19 protein-coding genes are annotated in these 18,297 nt (G+C 63.0%); 15 read left to right on the forward strand and 4 right to left on the reverse strand.

The features are described 5' to 3' along the window. Positions 1-114 precede the first annotated feature (114 nt). The 5 genes from DDE76_RS06655 (at position 115) to tilS (ending at position 5,692) form a co-directional block, all read left to right on the forward strand. On the forward strand, positions 115-1,110 hold the full coding sequence (locus DDE76_RS06655; RefSeq protein WP_104893263.1) for a flagellar motor protein MotA: 996 nt from the start codon (positions 115-117) through the stop codon (positions 1,108-1,110). Positions 1,111-1,113: 3 nt separating this feature from the next. Then, entirely contained in the window at positions 1,114-2,139 is a 1,026-nt protein-coding gene (locus DDE76_RS06660) for a peptidoglycan -binding protein (protein WP_104893262.1), read from the forward strand. 636 nt (positions 2,140-2,775) lie between these two features. Beyond that, positions 2,776-3,270 (forward strand): peptidoglycan-associated lipoprotein Pal, encoded by a 495-nt coding sequence (gene pal, locus DDE76_RS06665; protein WP_425430619.1) that lies wholly within the window; start codon positions 2,776-2,778, stop codon positions 3,268-3,270. A gap of 143 nt (positions 3,271-3,413) precedes the next feature. Next, entirely contained in the window at positions 3,414-4,433 is a 1,020-nt protein-coding gene (ybgF, locus tag DDE76_RS06670; RefSeq protein WP_157955689.1) for a tol-pal system protein YbgF, read from the forward strand. Then, complete coding sequence (gene tilS / locus DDE76_RS06675; protein WP_104893260.1) at positions 4,418-5,692, forward strand: tRNA lysidine(34) synthetase TilS; 1,275 nt, start codon at positions 4,418-4,420, stop codon at positions 5,690-5,692. Before ybgF ends, tilS begins: the two co-directional genes overlap by 16 nt. On the opposite strand, the gene DDE76_RS06680 is transcribed toward tilS, so the two are convergent. Together DDE76_RS06680 and DDE76_RS06685 are read right to left on the reverse strand one after the other, a co-directional pair. Beyond that, positions 5,689-6,393 (reverse strand): anti-sigma factor, encoded by a 705-nt coding sequence (locus tag DDE76_RS06680; RefSeq protein ID WP_104893259.1) that lies wholly within the window; start codon positions 6,391-6,393, stop codon positions 5,689-5,691. The genes tilS and DDE76_RS06680 overlap by 4 nt on opposite strands. Continuing rightward, positions 6,390-6,941: a sigma-70 family RNA polymerase sigma factor gene (locus tag DDE76_RS06685; RefSeq protein WP_104893258.1), complete on the reverse strand. Its 552-nt coding sequence runs from the start codon at positions 6,939-6,941 to the stop codon at positions 6,390-6,392. Before DDE76_RS06685 ends, DDE76_RS06680 begins: the two co-directional genes overlap by 4 nt. A 177-nt stretch (positions 6,942-7,118) precedes the next feature. Between DDE76_RS06685 and argB the strand changes: the two genes are divergently transcribed. Next, positions 7,119-8,021 carry an acetylglutamate kinase gene (gene argB, locus DDE76_RS06690; RefSeq protein ID WP_104893257.1) on the forward strand — a complete coding sequence of 301 codons (903 nt, stop codon included), beginning with the start codon at positions 7,119-7,121 and terminating at the stop codon, positions 8,019-8,021. 54 nt (positions 8,022-8,075) lie between these two features. Here argB and DDE76_RS06695 read toward each other — a convergent pair whose 3' ends face one another. Beyond that, entirely contained in the window at positions 8,076-9,560 is a 1,485-nt protein-coding gene (locus tag DDE76_RS06695; protein WP_104893256.1) for an MFS transporter, read from the reverse strand. 89 nt (positions 9,561-9,649) lie between these two features. Next, positions 9,650-9,883: a hypothetical protein gene (locus DDE76_RS06700; protein WP_104893255.1), complete on the reverse strand. Its 234-nt coding sequence runs from the start codon at positions 9,881-9,883 to the stop codon at positions 9,650-9,652. A gap of 230 nt (positions 9,884-10,113) precedes the next feature. Between DDE76_RS06700 and ilvA the strand changes: the two genes are divergently transcribed. The 9 genes from ilvA (at position 10,114) to DDE76_RS06745 (ending at position 18,206) form a co-directional block, all read left to right on the forward strand. Further along, positions 10,114-11,634: a threonine ammonia-lyase, biosynthetic gene (gene ilvA, locus DDE76_RS06705; RefSeq protein ID WP_104893254.1), complete on the forward strand. Its 1,521-nt coding sequence runs from the start codon at positions 10,114-10,116 to the stop codon at positions 11,632-11,634. 154 nt (positions 11,635-11,788) lie between these two features. Continuing rightward, entirely contained in the window at positions 11,789-13,024 is a 1,236-nt protein-coding gene (locus DDE76_RS06710; protein ID WP_157955690.1) for a hypothetical protein, read from the forward strand. 78 nt (positions 13,025-13,102) lie between these two features. Next, positions 13,103-13,804: a pyrimidine 5'-nucleotidase gene (locus DDE76_RS06715; protein WP_104893252.1), complete on the forward strand. Its 702-nt coding sequence runs from the start codon at positions 13,103-13,105 to the stop codon at positions 13,802-13,804. 83 nt (positions 13,805-13,887) lie between these two features. Continuing rightward, positions 13,888-15,765: an ABC transporter ATP-binding protein gene (locus tag DDE76_RS06720; RefSeq protein ID WP_104893251.1), complete on the forward strand. Its 1,878-nt coding sequence runs from the start codon at positions 13,888-13,890 to the stop codon at positions 15,763-15,765. A gap of 80 nt (positions 15,766-15,845) precedes the next feature. Further along, on the forward strand, positions 15,846-16,199 hold the full coding sequence (locus DDE76_RS06725) for an ArsR/SmtB family transcription factor (RefSeq protein ID WP_104893250.1): 354 nt from the start codon (positions 15,846-15,848) through the stop codon (positions 16,197-16,199). Continuing rightward, entirely contained in the window at positions 16,196-16,732 is a 537-nt protein-coding gene (locus DDE76_RS06730; protein ID WP_104893249.1) for an arsenate reductase ArsC, read from the forward strand. Before DDE76_RS06725 ends, DDE76_RS06730 begins: the two co-directional genes overlap by 4 nt. Beyond that, the gene (locus DDE76_RS06735) at positions 16,725-17,396 is read left to right on the forward strand and encodes an MIP/aquaporin family protein (RefSeq protein ID WP_104893248.1); all 672 of its coding nucleotides are present in this window, start codon (positions 16,725-16,727) and stop codon (positions 17,394-17,396) included. Before DDE76_RS06730 ends, DDE76_RS06735 begins: the two co-directional genes overlap by 8 nt. Next, positions 17,393-17,812: an arsenate reductase (glutaredoxin) gene (arsC, locus tag DDE76_RS06740; protein ID WP_104893247.1), complete on the forward strand. Its 420-nt coding sequence runs from the start codon at positions 17,393-17,395 to the stop codon at positions 17,810-17,812. The genes DDE76_RS06735 and arsC overlap by 4 nt, the downstream gene beginning before the upstream one ends. A 67-nt stretch (positions 17,813-17,879) precedes the next feature. Continuing rightward, positions 17,880-18,206 carry an ArsR/SmtB family transcription factor gene (locus tag DDE76_RS06745; RefSeq protein WP_245891823.1) on the forward strand — a complete coding sequence of 109 codons (327 nt, stop codon included), beginning with the start codon at positions 17,880-17,882 and terminating at the stop codon, positions 18,204-18,206. The last annotated feature ends 91 nt before the right edge of the window (positions 18,207-18,297 follow it).

Consider the following 18,297-nt stretch of genomic DNA (forward strand, 5'->3'; position numbering starts at 1 on the left):
CTGCCGCATTCCTGTCATTCCGCACCGTTAACCTTTTTAATTGTCACGCCTTTCTACCGCCTCTAGACTCAGGGGTGGTTGATTTGCGCGCGCGAGGGGCAAGGTTCGGGACAGATGACGCAGACTTACGATCCCTATCACCTCGCCAGCCCGACCGTTTATCTGGTCAAAATCGTGATCTTTCTGGTGCTGGTGGGGCTGGTCGCCGCCATCCTGGTCACCAACATCGTTGCGTTCTTCTGGGCAAACCCCTTCATCAATTCGATGATCTTCTTTGCCCTGTTCATCGGCATCTTCCTCAGCTTTCGGCAGATATTCCGCCTCTTCCCGGAAGTGAAATGGGTCAATTCCCTGCAGGATGGCGACGCCAGCTCGGCCCGCCCGCCGGTGCTGCTGGCGCCCGTGGCCGGTATCCTGCGCGAGCGGATCGGCGAAGCCATCATCACCCCGGCCTCGATGCGCTCCATTCTCGATTCGGTGGGCAACCGGCTCGACGAGGCCAAGGACACTTCGCGCTATCTGACAGGCCTGCTGGTTTTCCTGGGCCTGATGGGCACGTTTTACGGCCTGCTCGAGACTGTCAGTTCGGTCGCCGGCGTGATCAATGCGCTCGACGTCACCTCGGCCGATAGTGCTGCCTTGTTCGCCAATCTCAAGGAAGGTCTTGCCGCGCCGCTGGGCGGCATGGGCACCGCCTTTTCGTCCTCGCTGTTCGGCCTTGCCGGATCGCTGATCCTGGGTTTTCTCGACCTGCAGACCAGCCAGGCACAAAATGCCTTCTACACCGATCTTGAGGACTGGATGACCTCGATGACCGAGTTGGACCATCCGGTTACTGCCATGCAGGCCAATTCCATGGGTGTAGCCGGCGCAGATATGCAGGCCATGATCGAGCGCATGGGCGCCAATATGCAGAACCAGAATTCCTCGCAGAACGCCATTCGTGCCATGGCCGAGCTGGCCCGCGGCATCGATGGGCTGGTCAAGCATATCCGCACCGAGCAGGAGGATTTGCGCCGCTACATCACCGAGCAGGGCGAAACCAACCAGAAGCTGCGCGACCTGATCCAGGCCATGCTCGACGAAGCCGACAACGAGCGCCGGAACTAGCCCATGCCCGCCGCGCGCGCCCGCCGCAGACAGGAAGCCAATTACTGGCCCGGCTTTGTTGATGCGCTTTCGAGCCTGCTGCTCGTCATCATCTTCATGCTGTCCCTGTTCATGTTGACCCAGTTTTTCCTCGGCCAGGAAATCCAGGGACGCGACACGGCCCTGGCCCGGCTCAATAGCCAGATTGCCGAGCTGACCGAGTTGCTGCAGCTCGAACGCGCCAATTCCGACGACCTCAATGCCCAATTGGCCACGCTGACCGCAACCCTGGCTGGCGCCCAGTCGGAAAACGAGGCCCTGTCCGACCAGCTTGCCGGCATCGGCGCGGGCCTGGGGGATCGCGACGACACCATCGCTGCGCTGGAATCGGACCTGCTGCAGGCCGAACAGCTCTCCGATGAGGCCAATGCTCAGGTGGCCCTGCTCAACCAGCAATTGGCGGCGCTGCGGACCCAGATTGGCGCGCTCGAGGCTGCCCTTGAGGCATCCGAGGCCCGCGACGCCGAATCGCGCACCCAGATCGCCGACCTTGGCCGCCGGCTCAACCTGGCACTGGCCCAGCGCGTGCAGGACCTGACCCGCTATCGCTCCGACTTCTTCGGCCGCCTGCGCGAAATTCTGGAAGGCCGCGCCGATGTCACCGTGGTCGGCGACCGCTTTGTCTTCCAGTCCGAAGTGCTGTTCGACGCCGGGCAGGCGGAGGTCAATCCGGCCGCTTTGCCCCAGCTCGATTCGCTGGCCGACGCCATTTTGCAGCTCGAAACCGAGATCCCCACCGACATCAATTGGGTGCTGCGCATTGACGGGCACACCGATAGCCGCCCGATTTCCAATGCGCGCTTCCCGTCCAACTGGGAGCTGTCGGCCGCCCGCGCCATCTCGGTCGCGCAATATCTGGTCACCCAGGGCGTGTCGCCCAACCGGCTGGTCGCCGCCGGCTTTGGCGAGTTCACCCCCCTCGATCCGGCCGAAACCGAAGAAGCCTATCGCCGCAACCGCCGTATCGAATTCAAGCTGACCGAGGGTTAGGCCGCCGCCAGGCGCGCCGCTGCGCCGCCCGGCCAGAACGGCGTCGCGGTTATGCGGTAGAGAGCGGTGTCCCGAGACGGCTTTCGTCCCTGAAACTAAAAACTGAGACGAAAGCCGCCTCGGGAACGCCGGGTTTTCTCGATAGGGGGTAACTTGGAAGGCTGTCCGGCGCGGCCGCCCCTGGGGCACCCGCTTTCAGCGACCGATCACAAGACCGGCAACAGGCACGAACTCTCACCGACCGACCCCCAGACCATGGCGGCACGCGACTGCCCCATGCCCGGCTGTCCCTCCCGCCACTGGTCGCTGCAGGCCGCCCTGACGCGAGAGGAATAGTGTGAGTATGCGGGAGAATTTTGACCCGGGGATAAGAAACTTGGTTGAGCCGCTCTTTCATCGGTCTTGAAGGGGCGAAGATAGCCCGGCGCAGGACCCCACAAGATCACGGGTTGATCTTAACCCTATCTCCCGATCCCCTCTCCCTGTTGCGCCACGGCAACGTCACAAAAAAGCCAGGATTTCCGCCACATCCGCGCCCCATTAGGCAGGGATTAACCACTCCGGCACACCCGGTTTTAAGATTAAGCGCGGTAAATGCTGTCCTTAAGATTTTAGCATTCCCCCTAGGAGTCCGCCTTGGCCATCCCCGCCCCCATCAACACCGCCCTGCGCGCCGCAGCCATGCTGCTGTTCGTCGTGGTCATCGCCGCCTGTTCGCGCAGCGCCACCGACAATGTCGGGCTGACCGGCGTTGGCAATACCGGAGCCGGCGCTCCGGGCAGCCAGCAGGAATTCATCGTCACCGTGGGTGACCGTGTCTTCTTCGAAACCGATTCCAGCTCGCTGACCAGCGAAGCCATGGCCACGCTCGACAAGCAGGCCCAGTGGCTCAACCAGTATGCCAACTACCGCATCATGATCGAAGGCCATGCCGACGAACGCGGGACCCGCGAATACAATATCGCCCTGGGCGCCCGTCGCGCCTCCGTGGTGGTGAACTATCTGGTCAGCCGTGGCGTCAACGCCCAGCGCATCACCAGCCAGTCCTTTGGCAAGGAACGCCCGGTGGCGATCTGCAACGACATCTCCTGCTGGAGCCAGAACCGCCGCGCGGTCACGGTGGTCCAATAGGCATCAGATCCAGTGGAAACTGGAGGCAAGGGCGCCCGGAACCAGAAAATGGTCCGGGCGCTTTCTTTTGACCAAAATTGCTCTTTATCGGCGGACGCATAACCCCCATCTTGGCCGGCATCGGCAGCATTTCGGAGGCAGGCGTGACGCTTAGGAATTTCAGGAAAATTGGCCGCGCGGCGCTGTGTGCGCTTGGTATCGGACTTTGCGCCCCGGCAGTGCAAGCCCAGACCGTGCTGCCACCGGGCGAACTGAGCGGCCTCAGCTTCAACAATGACGGCGGCCGCATTCTGGTGGCCCAGGCCGATAATGCCCAGCTCTTGGTGCGCATCCAGCAGCTCGAAGAGCAGATCCGCGTGCTCAACGGCCAAGTTGATGGCCTGACCTTCCAGCTCACCCAATTGCAGGAAATCCTCAACCGTTTCCAGGAGGATGCCGAATTCCGCTTCCAGGCTCTGGAAGGCGGTGACCCGGGAAACGGTGAAGCGGCAACACCACAGGGCGGCGCAACGCAGCCCCAGGCGTTGCCGCAGGACCCGGCAGTCAATGAAACCGATGTGCCCCTGACCGACATTCCCGAACAGGGCGTGCAGCCCCTGCCCGGCGAAATCGAATTCGACCCCACTTTTGACGATGGTACCGCGCCCATGGACGACCTGGGCCAGTCGGGCGACCCCCTGGTTGGCACCGGCCAGCCTGGAGGCATCGACCTGATCACCGGCGAGCCGCTGAACTTGAGCTATGACCCGGCCGCCGACCAGACCGGCAATCCGGATGCAGACGCCCAGTTCCGGGCAGGGTATGAGGCGCTGCTGGCCGGCGACTACGCCTTTGCCGAGCAGCAATTCGGCCAGTTCATCGAACTCTACCCGGACAATCCGCAGGTGGTGGATGCCGGCAATTGGCTGGGCGAAGCCATGCTGGCGCGATCCGCCTATGCCGAGGCCGCCGATGTGCTGGTGGACGCTTATCAGCAGGACCCCGAACACGAACGGGCGCCCGATATCCTGCTCAAGCTGGGCGTCTCGCTGGCTGGCGTGGATGAGCGGGAAACCGCCTGCCGCACCTTCGACGAAGTCTCGACCCGCTATCCAGATACCATCCCCGCCTTCCAGGCCCGTCTTGCCGAGGAAAAGGCAAAGGCCGAATGTCCACCGGCCTGACGCCCGATCTGGGCGATCCAGAGGTTCTGGCACGCCTGTTCGCGCCAGCGGCAGATCAGGCAGCGGTCGGGCTTGCCGTCTCGGGCGGGCCCGACAGCCTAGCCCTGATGTTGCTGGCCCAGCGCTGGGCCAGCGCACTCGATTCACCGCCCCGTCTGATCGTCTATAGCCTCGACCATGGCCTGCGCCCTGAAGCAGCAGGCGAAGTGCAGATGGTGTTGCACGAGGCCGAAAAGCTGGGGCTGGCCGCACGCGGTCTGAGCTGGACCGGCGAAAAGCCCGAGACAGGCGTGCAGGAAGCGGCCCGGCAGGCGCGCTATCGCATCATCGGCGAAGCCATGCAGGCCGATGGTGCAGGCTTGCTGCTGACCGCCCATCATCGCGCCGACCAGGCCGAAACGGTGCTGATGCGCCTGGCCCATGGGAGCGGCATTGAAGGTCTCAAGGGTATGAATGCGCTCAGCCAGGTCGAGGGTGTCGCCGTGTTCCGGCCACTGCTCGATGTCGAGCCGGCCAGCATGGCCCTGATTGTCGAACAGGCCGGACTGGCCCCGGTGACCGACCCGTCAAATACCGACTTGGCCTATGAGCGCGTGCGCTGGCGCAGGCGCCTGCCGTTGCTGGCCGAAGATGGGCTGGACAGCGCCACCCTCGCCCGTTTTGCCACCCGCATGGCCGAAGCCGATCTGGCCTTAACCCAGGTGGCCGACGCTGCCTTTGCCGAGCTGGTGACGCTGGACGGCTTTGGCGCGGCCAGCATGCCACAGGCCGCTTTTCATGCCCTCAGCCCCGCCATTGGAAGGCGCGTCTTGGCGCGCACACTCAACATTGTCGGCGGTCGGCAGAAGCCGCGGGCACTGGGGCAGGTCGAAAAGCTCTACGATCATATCGCCTTGGGGGACTTGCCCCGCGCCGCAACGCTGCTGGGCGCCGTGGTGCGGCTCAAGGGTCAGAACCTGACCATATCCCGCGAGCCCGGCCGCGCGCTGCCCGAGGCCTGTGTCCTGGGTCCGCACCAAAAACTGGTCTGGGATCAGCGCTTTCTGATCACCAATCTTTCGGACACCAGCGGCCTGATGGCTGGCGCCACCGATTTCATGCCGCGTCACCGGCTCGAGCATTTCCTGGGTTTCAAGGTGACCACGCCTGCCGAAGCCATCCGCACCGCGCCGCTGGTGCGCGACGCCGACGGCGAGATCTTGTCCCTTGGCGGCTGGTCGTTCGACGACCGGATCAGCGTGGAACTGCTGGTCGACTAGATCTGGCGCACTTCACCCAGGGCCACGACCGGACCGGTCGCCTTGCCTTCCGGCGACCCCCCCTTGGGTTCAAGCGTGATGGCCAGCACCGAGCCCTCGCCCCAGCCCGCCTGTACCTCATCACTCAGTTCCACCACCGAGCGCTCATTGACCGGGATGACGCCCATGGAAATAGGGTCCTGCTGGTCCTGGATCGCCCAGAGTTCCAGATCACGATCTGTCGGCACCTCGCCCGAAAGCGCGGTCAACCGCACCGCACCGGCACCATCGTAAAGGGCCAGGAAGCGCACATCGCTGCCTTCGGCCTCAAGCGCCGCAACGAGTTGGGTGGTGAGCGTCGTGACGCTGGGGGCTGGTTGCATCAGGTTGAAGCCGATCGCCGCGACGGCGACCGCCAGGGCGCCCGCAGTGATGCCGCGCCAGAGCGCCAGGCTATCCCAGATCGAGGCTTTCTGCGCATGGCCGAACAGGCGAGTCTCGACCCGGTCCAGTACATGGGCTGGCGCCGCCACCTCGGCAAACTCATCGTCCAGTGCGGCAAAGCGGGCGGCCCAGAAATCGCGTTCCGCCTGCAAGGCCGGGTTGGACGCAATCAGCGCTTCCACGCGCGCATGCTCGGCTTGTCCCAACAGGCCCAGGACATATTCAGCCACCAGCGCGCTGCGCTCGCCACCGCCAGTGCTGTCCTGTTCTTCGCTCATGCCGTCAGACACTCTCTCAGTTTAATCAGGCTGCGCCGCAGCCAGGTTCGCATCGTATTGAGCGGCACGGAAAAGCGCTGTGCCAGCTCGTCATAACTATAGCCGTCCAGATACGCGCCGCGTACCGCCTCGGCCCGGTCAGCCTCAAGTTCGGCAAGGCACGCTTCAATGCGCGCGCCCTCCTGGCTCGACTGCGTCAGCCGCTCGGGGCTGGGTCCAGTATCGGCAATTTCCATCGCCGTATCCAGATCATCACCCGCCGGGCGCCGCGCCCGGACCATGTCGAGCGCATGATTGCGCGCGATGGCCACCAGCCAGCTTATCGGCGAATATTGCCCAGCGACATAGCGATCCGAACGTTGCCAGACCTTGATATAGACCTCCTGAATGGCCTCTTCGGCCTCGGCCCTGTTTCTCAAGATACGCAACACCACGCCGAACAGTTTCGCGCTTGTGCGTTGATAGAGCGTCCGAAATGCTTTGCGGTCGCGCAGCGAACAGCGCGCGATTAGGTCCGCAATCTCGGCGGTTCCCGATTGATTTGGCATGGGCTTAGGCCCTCCCCGTCCATGAGGCCGTGCCGCGGCCTGTATCTGAGGAACGTGGCCAATGGATAAATGGATCACTGCTCTTCAAAAAAGCTGGGCAATGGCGTTTCATAGCACAGCAAAATGAAATAGACCCTTCACCCTGATGAAGGCCACGCCAGGGAGCTGCCCGCCACCATGACCGATCAAGCCTCCGACACCGACCGGTTCAGCCACGATGCCGGCATTCTCGCCCAGGCCTTGCCCTATATGCAGCGCTATGAGGGCAAGACGGTCGTGGTCAAATATGGCGGCCACGCCATGGGCGATCTCAAGCTCGGCCAGGCCTTCGCCCGCGACATCGCCCTGCTCAAGCAATCCAAGGTCAACCCGATCGTGGTGCATGGCGGCGGCCCGCAGATTGCCTTGATGCTCAAGAATTTGGGCATCGAATCCAAGTTCGAAGGCGGGTTGCGCGTCACCGACGCCCGGACCATGGAAGTGGTCGAGATGGTGCTGGCCGGCTCGATCAACAAGGAAATCGTCGCCTTGATCAATGCCGAGGGCGAATGGGCCATTGGCCTATGCGGCAAGGACGGCAATATGGTCTTTGCCCAAAAGGCCGAAAAGACCGTCAAGGACCCGGGCTCCAATATCGAGCGCGTGCTCGATCTCGGCTTTGTCGGCGAGCCGGTGGAGGTCGACCGCACCCTGCTCGACCTCCTGGCCCGCTCCGAGCTGATCCCGGTGATCGCCCCGGTGGCGCCCGGCCGCGATGGCAACACCTACAATATCAATGCCGATACCTTTGCCGGCGCCATTGCCGGCTCGCTCGGCGCCAAGCGCCTCTTGTTCCTCACCGACGTGCCCGGCGTGCTCGACAAGGACGGCAAGCTGATCCCCGAATTGACCGTGCGCGACGCCAAGGCGCTGATCGCCGACGGCACCATCTCGGGCGGCATGATCCCCAAGGTCGAAACCTGCCTGGAAGCGCTCGACAATGGTGTCGAGGGCGTCGTCATCCTCAATGGCAAGCAGCCCCATGTGGTGCTGGTGGAACTGTTCACCGAGTTCGGTGCCGGCACGCTGATCGTGCGCTGATCGCGCCAAGCGCTGAATGCAAGCCGGGCCGCCCAATGGGCGGCCCGCGCTGTTTCAGATCTCGACAGGCGCAGGCTTGGTCTGCTCCCCCTCGGTCACGCGGCGATTGCCCTTGAACACAAAGGCCAGCGCCAGCACGAGGGCGAACGAAACCACCTGATACCACATCGCCAGGGCGGCAGCGCCGCCAAAGGCGGCTTGCGGCCCGGCTCCAGCCGCTAGATTGCTTGCGAGCTGGGAAAAGAAAATCTGTCCCACCAGCGCCACGCCGAGCGCGCCGCCAACCTGCTGGAAAGCCTGCAACGCGCCTGACCCGGCCCCGGCATCACGCGGCGGCACATTGCGCAACACCAGCTGGAACAGCGAGGAAAAGCCGGTACCCAGGCCGATGCCGGCAATCAGCAGCGGCAACAGGAAGCTCCACGGGTCGATGCTGTTGCCCGTGCCGGCGATCACAAAATGCAGCCAGCCAATGCCAAAACTCACCATCGCCCCGGCTGCCGCAAGCCGGCTGCGCAGATAGTTCGATCCGAACCGCCCGGCAATGAAGGAGGCGATCAGCACGCCCACCGAAAAGGGCAGATTGGTCAGGCCCGATTGCAGCGGGGTGAACCCGAAGCCGGATTGCAGCAACAGCGAAATCACCAGGAACAGGCCCGGAATGCCCGAGGCAAAGACGGTGACGACAAAGGCCCCGAACATGTAGTCGCGATTGGCCAGGAGGTCGTAATTGAGCAATTGCGGCTGCCCCGCACGCGCCCGCCGCTTCTGCCAGAAATAGAACACCACCAGCAGCACCAGCCCCGCTGCCATCATGCCAAAGCTCCACGCCGGCCAGCCCAGCGCCCGCCCCTCGATGATCGGAAACACCACCGCGACGATACCCAGGCCAAACAGCGCGATGCCGGTATAGTCATTGCGCAGTTCCGCATGCCCCGGCAGGCGCGGGATGAGGAACCATCCGGCAATGATCGCGGCAATGCCGATGGGAATATTGACCAGGAAGATCGGCTGCCAGTCGAGCCCGAAGAGCTGGGCGTCGATCAGCAGGCCCCCCAGCACCGGTCCGCAGACCGAGGCCAGGCCAGCCGAAAGCCCGAACAGGGAGAAAGCCTGGCCCCGTTCATGCGGCGGGAAGGTCACCGTGGCAATCGCCAGCACCTGGGGCGTCATCATCGCCCCGCCCAGCCCCTGCAGCACGCGCGCGCCAATCAGCATCTCGATCGAAGGCGCCATGCCGCATAGCGCGGAAGCCAGCGTAAAGGCCGCCACGCCAATGAGGAACATGCGGCTGCGCCCCACAATGTCCCCCAGTCGCCCGAACGGCAGCAGGCCCAGGGCAAAAGCGAGGACATAGGCCGCCACCACCCATTCGATCTGGGCGTCGCTTGCCCCCAGATTATCGCGCATCGAGGGCAGCGCCACATTGACGATGGTCACATCGATCAGGTTCATGAAATTGGCAATGAGCAGGATGCCCAGCGCCAGCCAGCGGCGCGGGTCAGCGGGCGCAGCGGCTCCGGCTTCATTGGTGGACATGCAAATTCCTCAAAATACGGAAATGGGCCATATCGGCCCATTCAAGCGATCAAAAAAATACGCCCCCGCCAGAACAGCGAGAGCCAGACTCAATCGGCGACACCTTCGGGCAGAATGCCCGCCTTGAACAGCACCTTGGGCTCGTCATAGGTGTCGGCCTCGACATCCACATCGGCCGAATAGGCCCACACACCGGCGCGCATCGGGGCGATGCGCTCGGCGGATGCAATGGCCGCCTCTGCCGATTTGGACTGCTGCGGCTGATCAGGCTCCAGCTTCCGGCCCTTCTGTCGAAAGCCCTGCACATAATAGAGCGTCGCCACTGTTCGTATCCTTTGGTTGCCCGGTCGCGCACAGACTCGCCATGCCGGTAAAAACTGCCTCCATTTACGCCACAATCGGGCTCGTGTCGCAGGCCAAGTTCGACTTTGACCCAATCGGCGTGGCGCTGTGGACACCAACCGCCACCCCGCGCCACTATCGCCCGGCGTTGACATTTGCTGTCAGCAGGCGTCCATCACCGCCACACTCAAGAGCCGCCCGAGACCGACTGATGACTGACTATGTCCGCAAGATCCTGACCTCCTCGGTTTATGAGGTGGCTGTCCAGACGCCACTGGAAAAAATGGACCTGCTCTCGGCCCGGCTGGGGCAGACCATTCTGGTCAAGCGCGAGGACTTGCAGCCGGTCTTCTCCTTCAAGATCCGCGGTGCCCATAACCGCATCGTCCACCTCAGCGCCGAAGAACGGGCCCGCGGCGTGATCTGCGCTTCGGCCGGCAATCACGCCCAGGGCGTGGCGCTGTCGGCAACCCGGCTGGGCATCCGCGCCATTGTGGTGATGCCCACCACCACCCCGATCATCAAGGTCAATGCCGTCAAGCGTCTGGGTGGCGAAGTGGTGCTGTTCGGCGACGGGTTTGACGCGGCGCGCACTCATGCGGCAGGGCTGGCGGAAAAGCATGGCCATGTCTTTGTGCATCCATTTGACGACCCCGACGTGATTGCCGGGCAAGGCACGGTGGGGCTGGAAATCATGCGCCAGCACCCCGAGCCCATCGGCGCCATCTATGTGCCGGTCGGGGGCGGAGGCCTGGCTGCAGGCATTGCCAGCTTCGTTAAATTCCTGCGCCCCGAAATCCGTGTCATCGGCGTCGAACCGGACGAGGCGGCCAGCATGAAAGCGGCGATTGCCGCCGGAAGGCCGGTGCCACTCGACCAGGTGGGCCTGTTTGCCGATGGCGTGGCGGTGCGACAGGTGGGGGACGAAACCTTTCGCCTTTGCCGCGACCTGCTCGACGATATTGTCACCGTCTCCGCTGACGAAATCTGCGCCGCCATCAAGGACATTTTCGACGACCATCGCGCCATTACCGAACCGGCCGGCGCCCTGGCACTGGCGGGTCTGCGCCGCGACATTGAAAATGGCAATGCGCCAAAGGATGGCGCGCTGATCGCCATCAATTCGGGCGCCAATGTCAATTTCGACCGGCTGCGCTACGTGGCCGAGCGGGCCGAAATCGGCGAACGGGCCGAAGCCCTGCTGGCCGTGACCATTCCCGAACGGCCGGGCAGCTACCGTGCTTTCATCCGCCTGATCGGCAATCGGGCCATCACCGAATTCAACTATCGCTATCGCGCCGGCGACAGCGCCCGCATCTTTGTCGGCGTCAAACTCTCACGCGGCGATATCGAAAAGCGCGAAATCATCGACCTGCTCGAAGACAACACATTGTCGGTGACCGATCTGACGGACAATGAAGTGGCAAAACTGCATGTCCGGCACATGGTCGGCGGCCGCGCAGCGGGGCTGACCGACGAGCAGGTGTTCCGCTTCCAGTTTCCCGAACGACCCGGCGCCCTGCTCAAATTCCTTGAAGGGCTGAACGACGCCTGGAACATCACCCTGTTCCATTATCGCAATCATGGCTCGGACTATGGCCGCGTGCTGGTGGGGGTACAGGTGCCGCCCGAAACGCAGGCCGACTTCTTCGCCCATATCGACGCCATTGGGTTTCCCTATTGGGACGAAACCGGGAACCCGGCCTATCGCCAGTTCCTGCATATGGATTGATCGGGCGACTGACATTAGGCTGAAATAAACCGCATCTAAAGCGGGCTGACCTATTTCCGCCATGTCGTCATTGCATTTGCCGGAGCAAGGGGCAATCTGTCGACACATCAGCAAAACTGGACCGCTCCAGCACGCGCAAGACTATAAGAGGGACATGAACACGATGATCAGAATGATCAAGACCACCAGCCTGATGACCGCCACCGGGCTTGCCGCCTTTGGCTTCATGCAGCCCGCCATGGCGCTGGATGCGCAAACATTCGTAGATCGTATCGAAGCGGTCTATGCCGTCATGGGCTATGATATGAGCTTTGGCGCAGCCAGCCTGTCCGGCGACACCATTACGGTCGATGGCGTGACCATCACCATGGCTGGCATGGACCCCATGGCTCTCGATGCAGAACTGACCTTTTCAGGCGTCGTCGAAAATGACGATGGCAGCTATTTTGCCGACAGCCTGACCACGCCCGATCTCGACATCGAATTTGGCGACGAGCTTGTCGGTCGCCTGACCCTGGTGGACATGGTCGCAGAAGATCTCTGGCTGCCACCGGAGGGCGAGACCAGCGCGGAAGTGCTGGTGCAACTTATCGGCCGCATGGCCACCGGCCCGCTGACCCTGACGCGCGATGGCGCCGAAGTCATCAAGGTCGCCGGCATGGAGGCGGTTTCTGAATTTGCCTTTGACGCCGACGATGCCCTGGAATCGATCCAGTCGGACCTCGCGATCACCGATATCTGGGCTGACCTGTCGACCTTGGGCGAGGAGGAACCGGAAGCCGGCGCCATCGTCGAAGCGCTGGGCCTGACCATGATTTCGGGCAACATCACCCAGTCGGTGAGCTGGTCCATGGGTGACGGGCGCATGGTTATCGAGGAACAACTGCTCGACTTCGCCGATATTGGCGCCCTCAATTTCACGGCTGACATCTCCGGCTTCACGCTCGACATGCTCGACAAGATCTACGCCATGCAGGCTTCCGATCTTGACCCGATGAGCGAAGAGGCCCAGGCCCAGCAGATGATGGCCGGCATGGAAATCGCCCAGGCGCTGTCCATTGGCGGCGCTTCGCTGCGTTATGACGATGCCGGGCTCGCGCCCAAATTGCTCGACATGTTTGCCGCCCAGTCCGGCGTCGAGCGCGCCCAGTTCGTGGAGGGCCTCAAGAGCATGGTCCCGGCCATGATCGCTGAAAGCGGGGTGCCCGCCCTCAATGACGTCGTTGTCCCGCCCGTGTCGGCTTTCCTTGATGATCCGCAGAACCTGGAAGTGGCACTCAAGCCGGCTTCCCCGACCTCGGTTCTGGTGCTGGCCGCAGCGGCCGCCAATCCGGCAGGCCTGATCCAGGCGCTGGGCCTTTCCGTGACGGCCAACTCCAAGACCAAATAAGCTCATTGCGGGGCCTACAGGCCCCGCAGCCCTTTTTGCGCTGATGCAGGTTGCATCCTTTTATGGCATGGTGGGCCAATGACCGCATTACGCCGCCCCCACGAAAATCTCGACCATGTCACCGACTGGGTGTTTGATCTCGACAACACGCTCTACCCGCGTGAGTGCAATCTGTTTGCGCAGATCGATACGCTGATCACCCATTACGTGATGGACGTGACGCGCCTGGACTTCACCACGGCCCGCGCCTTGCAGAAGGACTATTACCGCGACTTCGGCACCACGCTGAACGGGCTGATGCACAAGCACGACATCGATCCCGATCACTTTCTCAATACCGTGCACGCCATTGATTACTCGCCGGTCGCCCCGCACCCCGACCTGGTCGAGGCCATTGCCAGCCTGCCGGGCCGCAAGTTCATCCTGACCAATGGCGATACCGGCCACGCCCGCTCGGTGCTCAAGCGCCTGGGGGGCGATCACCTGTTCGAACATGTGCACGATATCCGCGCCATGACCTTCGTGCCCAAGCCGCACAAACAGGCCTATGACGGGTTCTTCGCCAGTCATGGCATTGATCCGAGCCGGGCCATCATGTTCGATGACCTGGAAAAGAACCTGGTGGTGCCGCACGAACAGGGCATGGTCACCGTTCAGGTGGTGGCCAGCGAAGACTTCAGCCATGAGCAGGTCGAGGCCTGGGAGCTGGGCCGCTCCACCGGGCCGCATGTGCACCATGTCACCAGCGATCTCGCGGGCTTTCTGCGCAATTTGCCATGATGCGGACAATTCTGTCCAAAAGGTAATGCGCTCAGGGCTTTGTCCCTATTCCCGCTTGGCTGGGAACCCGGTACATTGCCGGTATGAGTGACCTGCCTGGGCGCCGTCCGCCGCCCATTCCCGAAACCGCCCCGACCCTTCGCGACCAGCTCGACAATCTCGCGCATCTGGGGCGGTTGGTGGCGCAGATCTGGCGCACCAGCAAGGGCCTGACCACGGCCAGCATCGTGCTGCGCCTCTTGGCAGCCGTGCAGCCGGTGGCCGTGCTTTATGCCGCCAAGCTGATCGTCGACGAAGTGGTGCGGCTCACGGCAATCACCCCGCCCGGCCCCACTATCCTGGACTGGTTCAACGCCGGCGCACTCAACGCCATGATTGGCTTCCTGGCGCTTGAACTGGCACTGGTGCTGGCCAATGACCTGGTCGCCCGGGCCACGGGCCTGGTGGACTCGGTGCTGTCCGAGCTTCATTCCAACCAGGTCAGCGTGGAATTGATGGAGCACGCCGCCCGGCTTGATCTGCAACATTTCGAAAGTGCTGAATATCAGGACCGGCTGGAACGTGCGCGCCGCCAGGCCGCCGGGCGCAATGCCCTGCTCAGCCAGATTTTCGGTCAGGCACAGGACATCATTACCGTCTTCACCCTGGCCGCCGGCCTGTTCTTCTACGCGCCCTGGCTGATCCTGCTGCTGCCATTGAGCTTCATCCCCTCGGTCTGGGGCGAGGCGCGGTTCAATTCACTGGCCTATATGCTGAGCCGCTGGCGCACCCCCGAGCGGCGCGAGCTGGAATATCTGCGCCATATCGGGGCCAGTGCCGAGACCGCCAAGGAGGTCAAGCTCTTCGGCCTGGGCGGCTATCTCGTCACCCGCTTCAAGAAACTGGCGCATCAGATTTTCATCGAAAACCGCCGCGTCGCCACGCTGCGCGCCAGTTGGGGCGCGGTGTTTTCCGCCATTGCGAGCCTGGCCTATTACGCCGCCTATGGCTTCATCGTCTGGCGCACCATTATCGGGGATTTCACCCTGGGTGACCTGGCCTTTCTCTCCGGCTCCTTCCTCAGGCTCAACGGCCTGTTCCAGCGCATCCTGCTCGGCTTCACCCAGATTGCCGGGCAATCGATGTATCTGGACGATCTGCTTTCCTTCTTCGAGATCGAACCCACAGTGCTGGCGCCGGCCGACGCCAAGCCCTTTCCGGCGCCGATCCGCTCCGGCATCGTGTTTGACAATGTCGGTTTCAAATATCCCGAGACCGACACCTGGGTCGTCGGCAACCTCTCCTTCGTGCTGCCCGCCGGCGAAACCCTGGCACTGGTGGGTGAGAATGGCGCGGGCAAGACCACCATCGTCAAGCTGCTGACCCGGCTCTACGACCCGAGCGAAGGGCGCATCACCATTGACGGGGTCGACCTCAAGGACATGGCGCCGGCCGATATCCATACGCATGTCGGGGTGATCTTCCAGGATTTCATCCGCTACAGCTTCACCGCCCGCGACAATATCGGGGTCGGCCGCATCGAGGCGCGCGAAGACCAGACGCGCATCGATACCGCCGCCGAACAGAGCCTGGCCGATGGTGTCATCGCCAAGCTGCCCAAGGGCTACGACCAGCAATTGGGCCGCCTGTTCCGCCAGGGCCGCGACCTCTCTGGGGGCGAATGGCAAAAAGTGGCCATCGCCCGCGCCTATATGCGCGATGCCGAGCTGATCATTCTGGACGAACCCACCGCCGCGCTCGACGCCAAGGCGGAAGCGGAAGTCTTTGCCCGCTTCAAGGGGCTCGCCGCGGGCAAGTCCGCTGTCATCATCTCGCACCGCTTTTCGACGGTGCGGATGGCCGACCGCATCCTGGTGCTCGACAATGGCGCCATTCTCGAAGCAGGGACCCACGAACAGCTCGTCGCGCTCAGGGGCCGCTATGCCGAACTGTTCGAGCTCCAGGCCGCCGGGTATCGCTGAGCATGGAGTGACCTTACCTGGGCGTGAGTTGATCCAAAACCGTCTTGCAACCGTCACAATATATCGATAAATCCAGATATATGGATGATACAGCAATCATTGACGCACTCTCTGCGCTGGCCCAGCCCACCCGGCTGTCCGCCTTTCGCCTGGTGGTCGAACACGAGCCCAATGGCCTGCCGGCCGGCGAAATCGCCCGGAAACTCGACGTCCCGCAAAATACCATGTCGACCCATCTGGCCCAGTTGAGCCGCGCCGGCCTGCTGGTGGCCGAAAAGCAGGGCCGCACCATCACCTACCGCGCCGAGATCGACCATATGCGCGCGGTCATGGGCTATCTGGTCAATGATTGCTGCGGCGGCCGCCCCGAGCTGTGCGCGCCGCTGATCGAGGATATCACCCCCTGTTGTGCGCCCGAGGAGGTTCGCCAATGACCGAAGCTGCATCTGACCGCGTCTACAATGTGCTGTTCCTGTGTACCGGCAATTCCGCCCGCTCCATTCTGGGCGAAGCGCTGATGAATGCCATGCCCGGCGGCAAGTTCCGCGCCTTTTCCGCCGGCAGCCAGCCCAAGGGCGACGTCCACCCGCTCACCCTGCATACGCTCAAGGAAATGGACCTGCCCACCGAGGGCTACCGCTCCAAGTCCTGGGATGAATTCGCCACCCCCGACGCGCCCAAGCTCGATTTCGTCTTCACTGTCTGTGACAATGCGGCGGGCGAGGCCTGCCCCTTCTGGCCCGGCCAGCCCATGACCGCCCATTGGGGCGTGGAGGATCCTGCCGCCGCCGAGGGCAGCGAGATCGACAAGGTCACCGCCTTCCGCAACGCCGCCAACTATCTGCGCCGCCGCATCGAAGTCTTTGCCGCCCTGCCGCTCGCCACCATTGATCGCATGGCCTTGCAGAACAAGCTCAAGGATATCGGCAAGCTCGACGGCGCGACCGACAAGGCCAGCAATGACTGATCGCCTGCGCAGGCTCGCCGCCGAGGCGCTGGGCACCGGCATTCTGGTCGCCACCGTGGTCGGTTCGGGCATCATGGCGCAACGCCTGACCGACGACATTGCCCTGGCCCTGCTCGGCAACACCATCGCCACTGGAGCCATTCTGGTGGTGCTGATCGGGGTCCTCGGCCCGCTCTCGGGCGCCCATTTCAACCCGGCCGTGACCCTGGTCATGGCGCTGCGGCGGCAATTGAGCGCGGCGGATGCCGGGCTTTATGTCGTCTCGCAGATCTGCGGCGCCATGCTGGGCACGCTGCTGGCGCATTTGATGTTCGACCTGCCCCTGGTTTCGGCCTATGCTGACCCGCGCAATGGTCCCAGCCAATGGCTGAGCGAGGCGGTGGCGACATTCGGGCTGGTGCTGACTATTCTGGTCTCGCTCCGTCACGCGCCCGAGCAGATTGCCATGCGCATCGGGCTCTACATCACCGCCGCATACTGGTTTACGGCATCGACCTCCTATGCCAACCCCGCCGTCACCATCGGCCGGGCATTGACGTCGAGCTTTGCCGGCATCGGCCCGGCCGACGTACCCGGTTTCATCATCGCCCAGGTGCTGGGCGCCCTTCTGGCCATGGCCCTGTCCGCCTGGCTGCTGCGCACGCAAACGGAGCAATCCACATGAGCGTCACCATCTATCACAACCCCGATTGCGGCACCTCGCGCAATACCCTGGCCATGATCCGCGGCGCCGGCATCGAGCCGGAAGTGATCCTCTATCTTGAAACCCCACCCAGCCGAGAACGACTGGTGGACCTGATCGATCGGGCGGGCCTCACCGTACGCGACGCCATCCGCGTCAAGGACACACCTTATTTCGAGCTTGGCCTCGACAATGAAGCTCTCTCCGATGAAGAACTGATCGAGGCCATGCTGGCCAATCCGATCCTGATCAATCGCCCCTTTGTCGAGACCAAGCATGGCGTGCGCCTCTGCCGCCCCTCTGAAGTCGTGCTCGATATCCTGCCCGAGGCGCTCGGCATTCCCTTCACCAAGGAAGATGGGGACGTGGTCATCAATGCCGATGGCCAGCGCGTGTAACGCCAGCGGACTGGTCAGCCCTGCCGAAGCACCCTAACTATTGGCCACTAAGCCAATGGGAAGCGCTGTGCCCCTGCCAGAAGACCACCACCTGACCGTCATCGCCGAAACCTACCGCCTGCTCGGCGATCCGACGCGCCTCAAGGTGGTGCTGACCTGCCTCGAAGGTCCCATCGCCGTTGGCGACATCGCCAAGGCCACCGGCGCCAGCCAATCTCTGGTCAGCCACCATCTCCGCCTGCTTCGCGCCGCCCGGCTGGTCCGCGGCACGCGCCGCAACAAACAGGTCTTCTACGAGGTCGAAGACGACCACATCGCCCGCATGCTGGCCGATATGATTGACCACGCCCTGGAAGATCATGAACCGGGCGAGGAAGACGAAATCCGCAGCTGACTGCCTGCCCTAGACCTCCGGAACCTACATATTCGCGCCTCGTTGGCAGAGAGAAGCATGTTGACATATCAATATATGAATGTATGTTCAC

It is taken from the genome of Devosia indica, from assembly GCF_003056405.1.
In the GTDB taxonomy this organism is placed as follows: Bacteria; Pseudomonadota; Alphaproteobacteria; order Rhizobiales; family Devosiaceae; genus Devosia; species Devosia indica.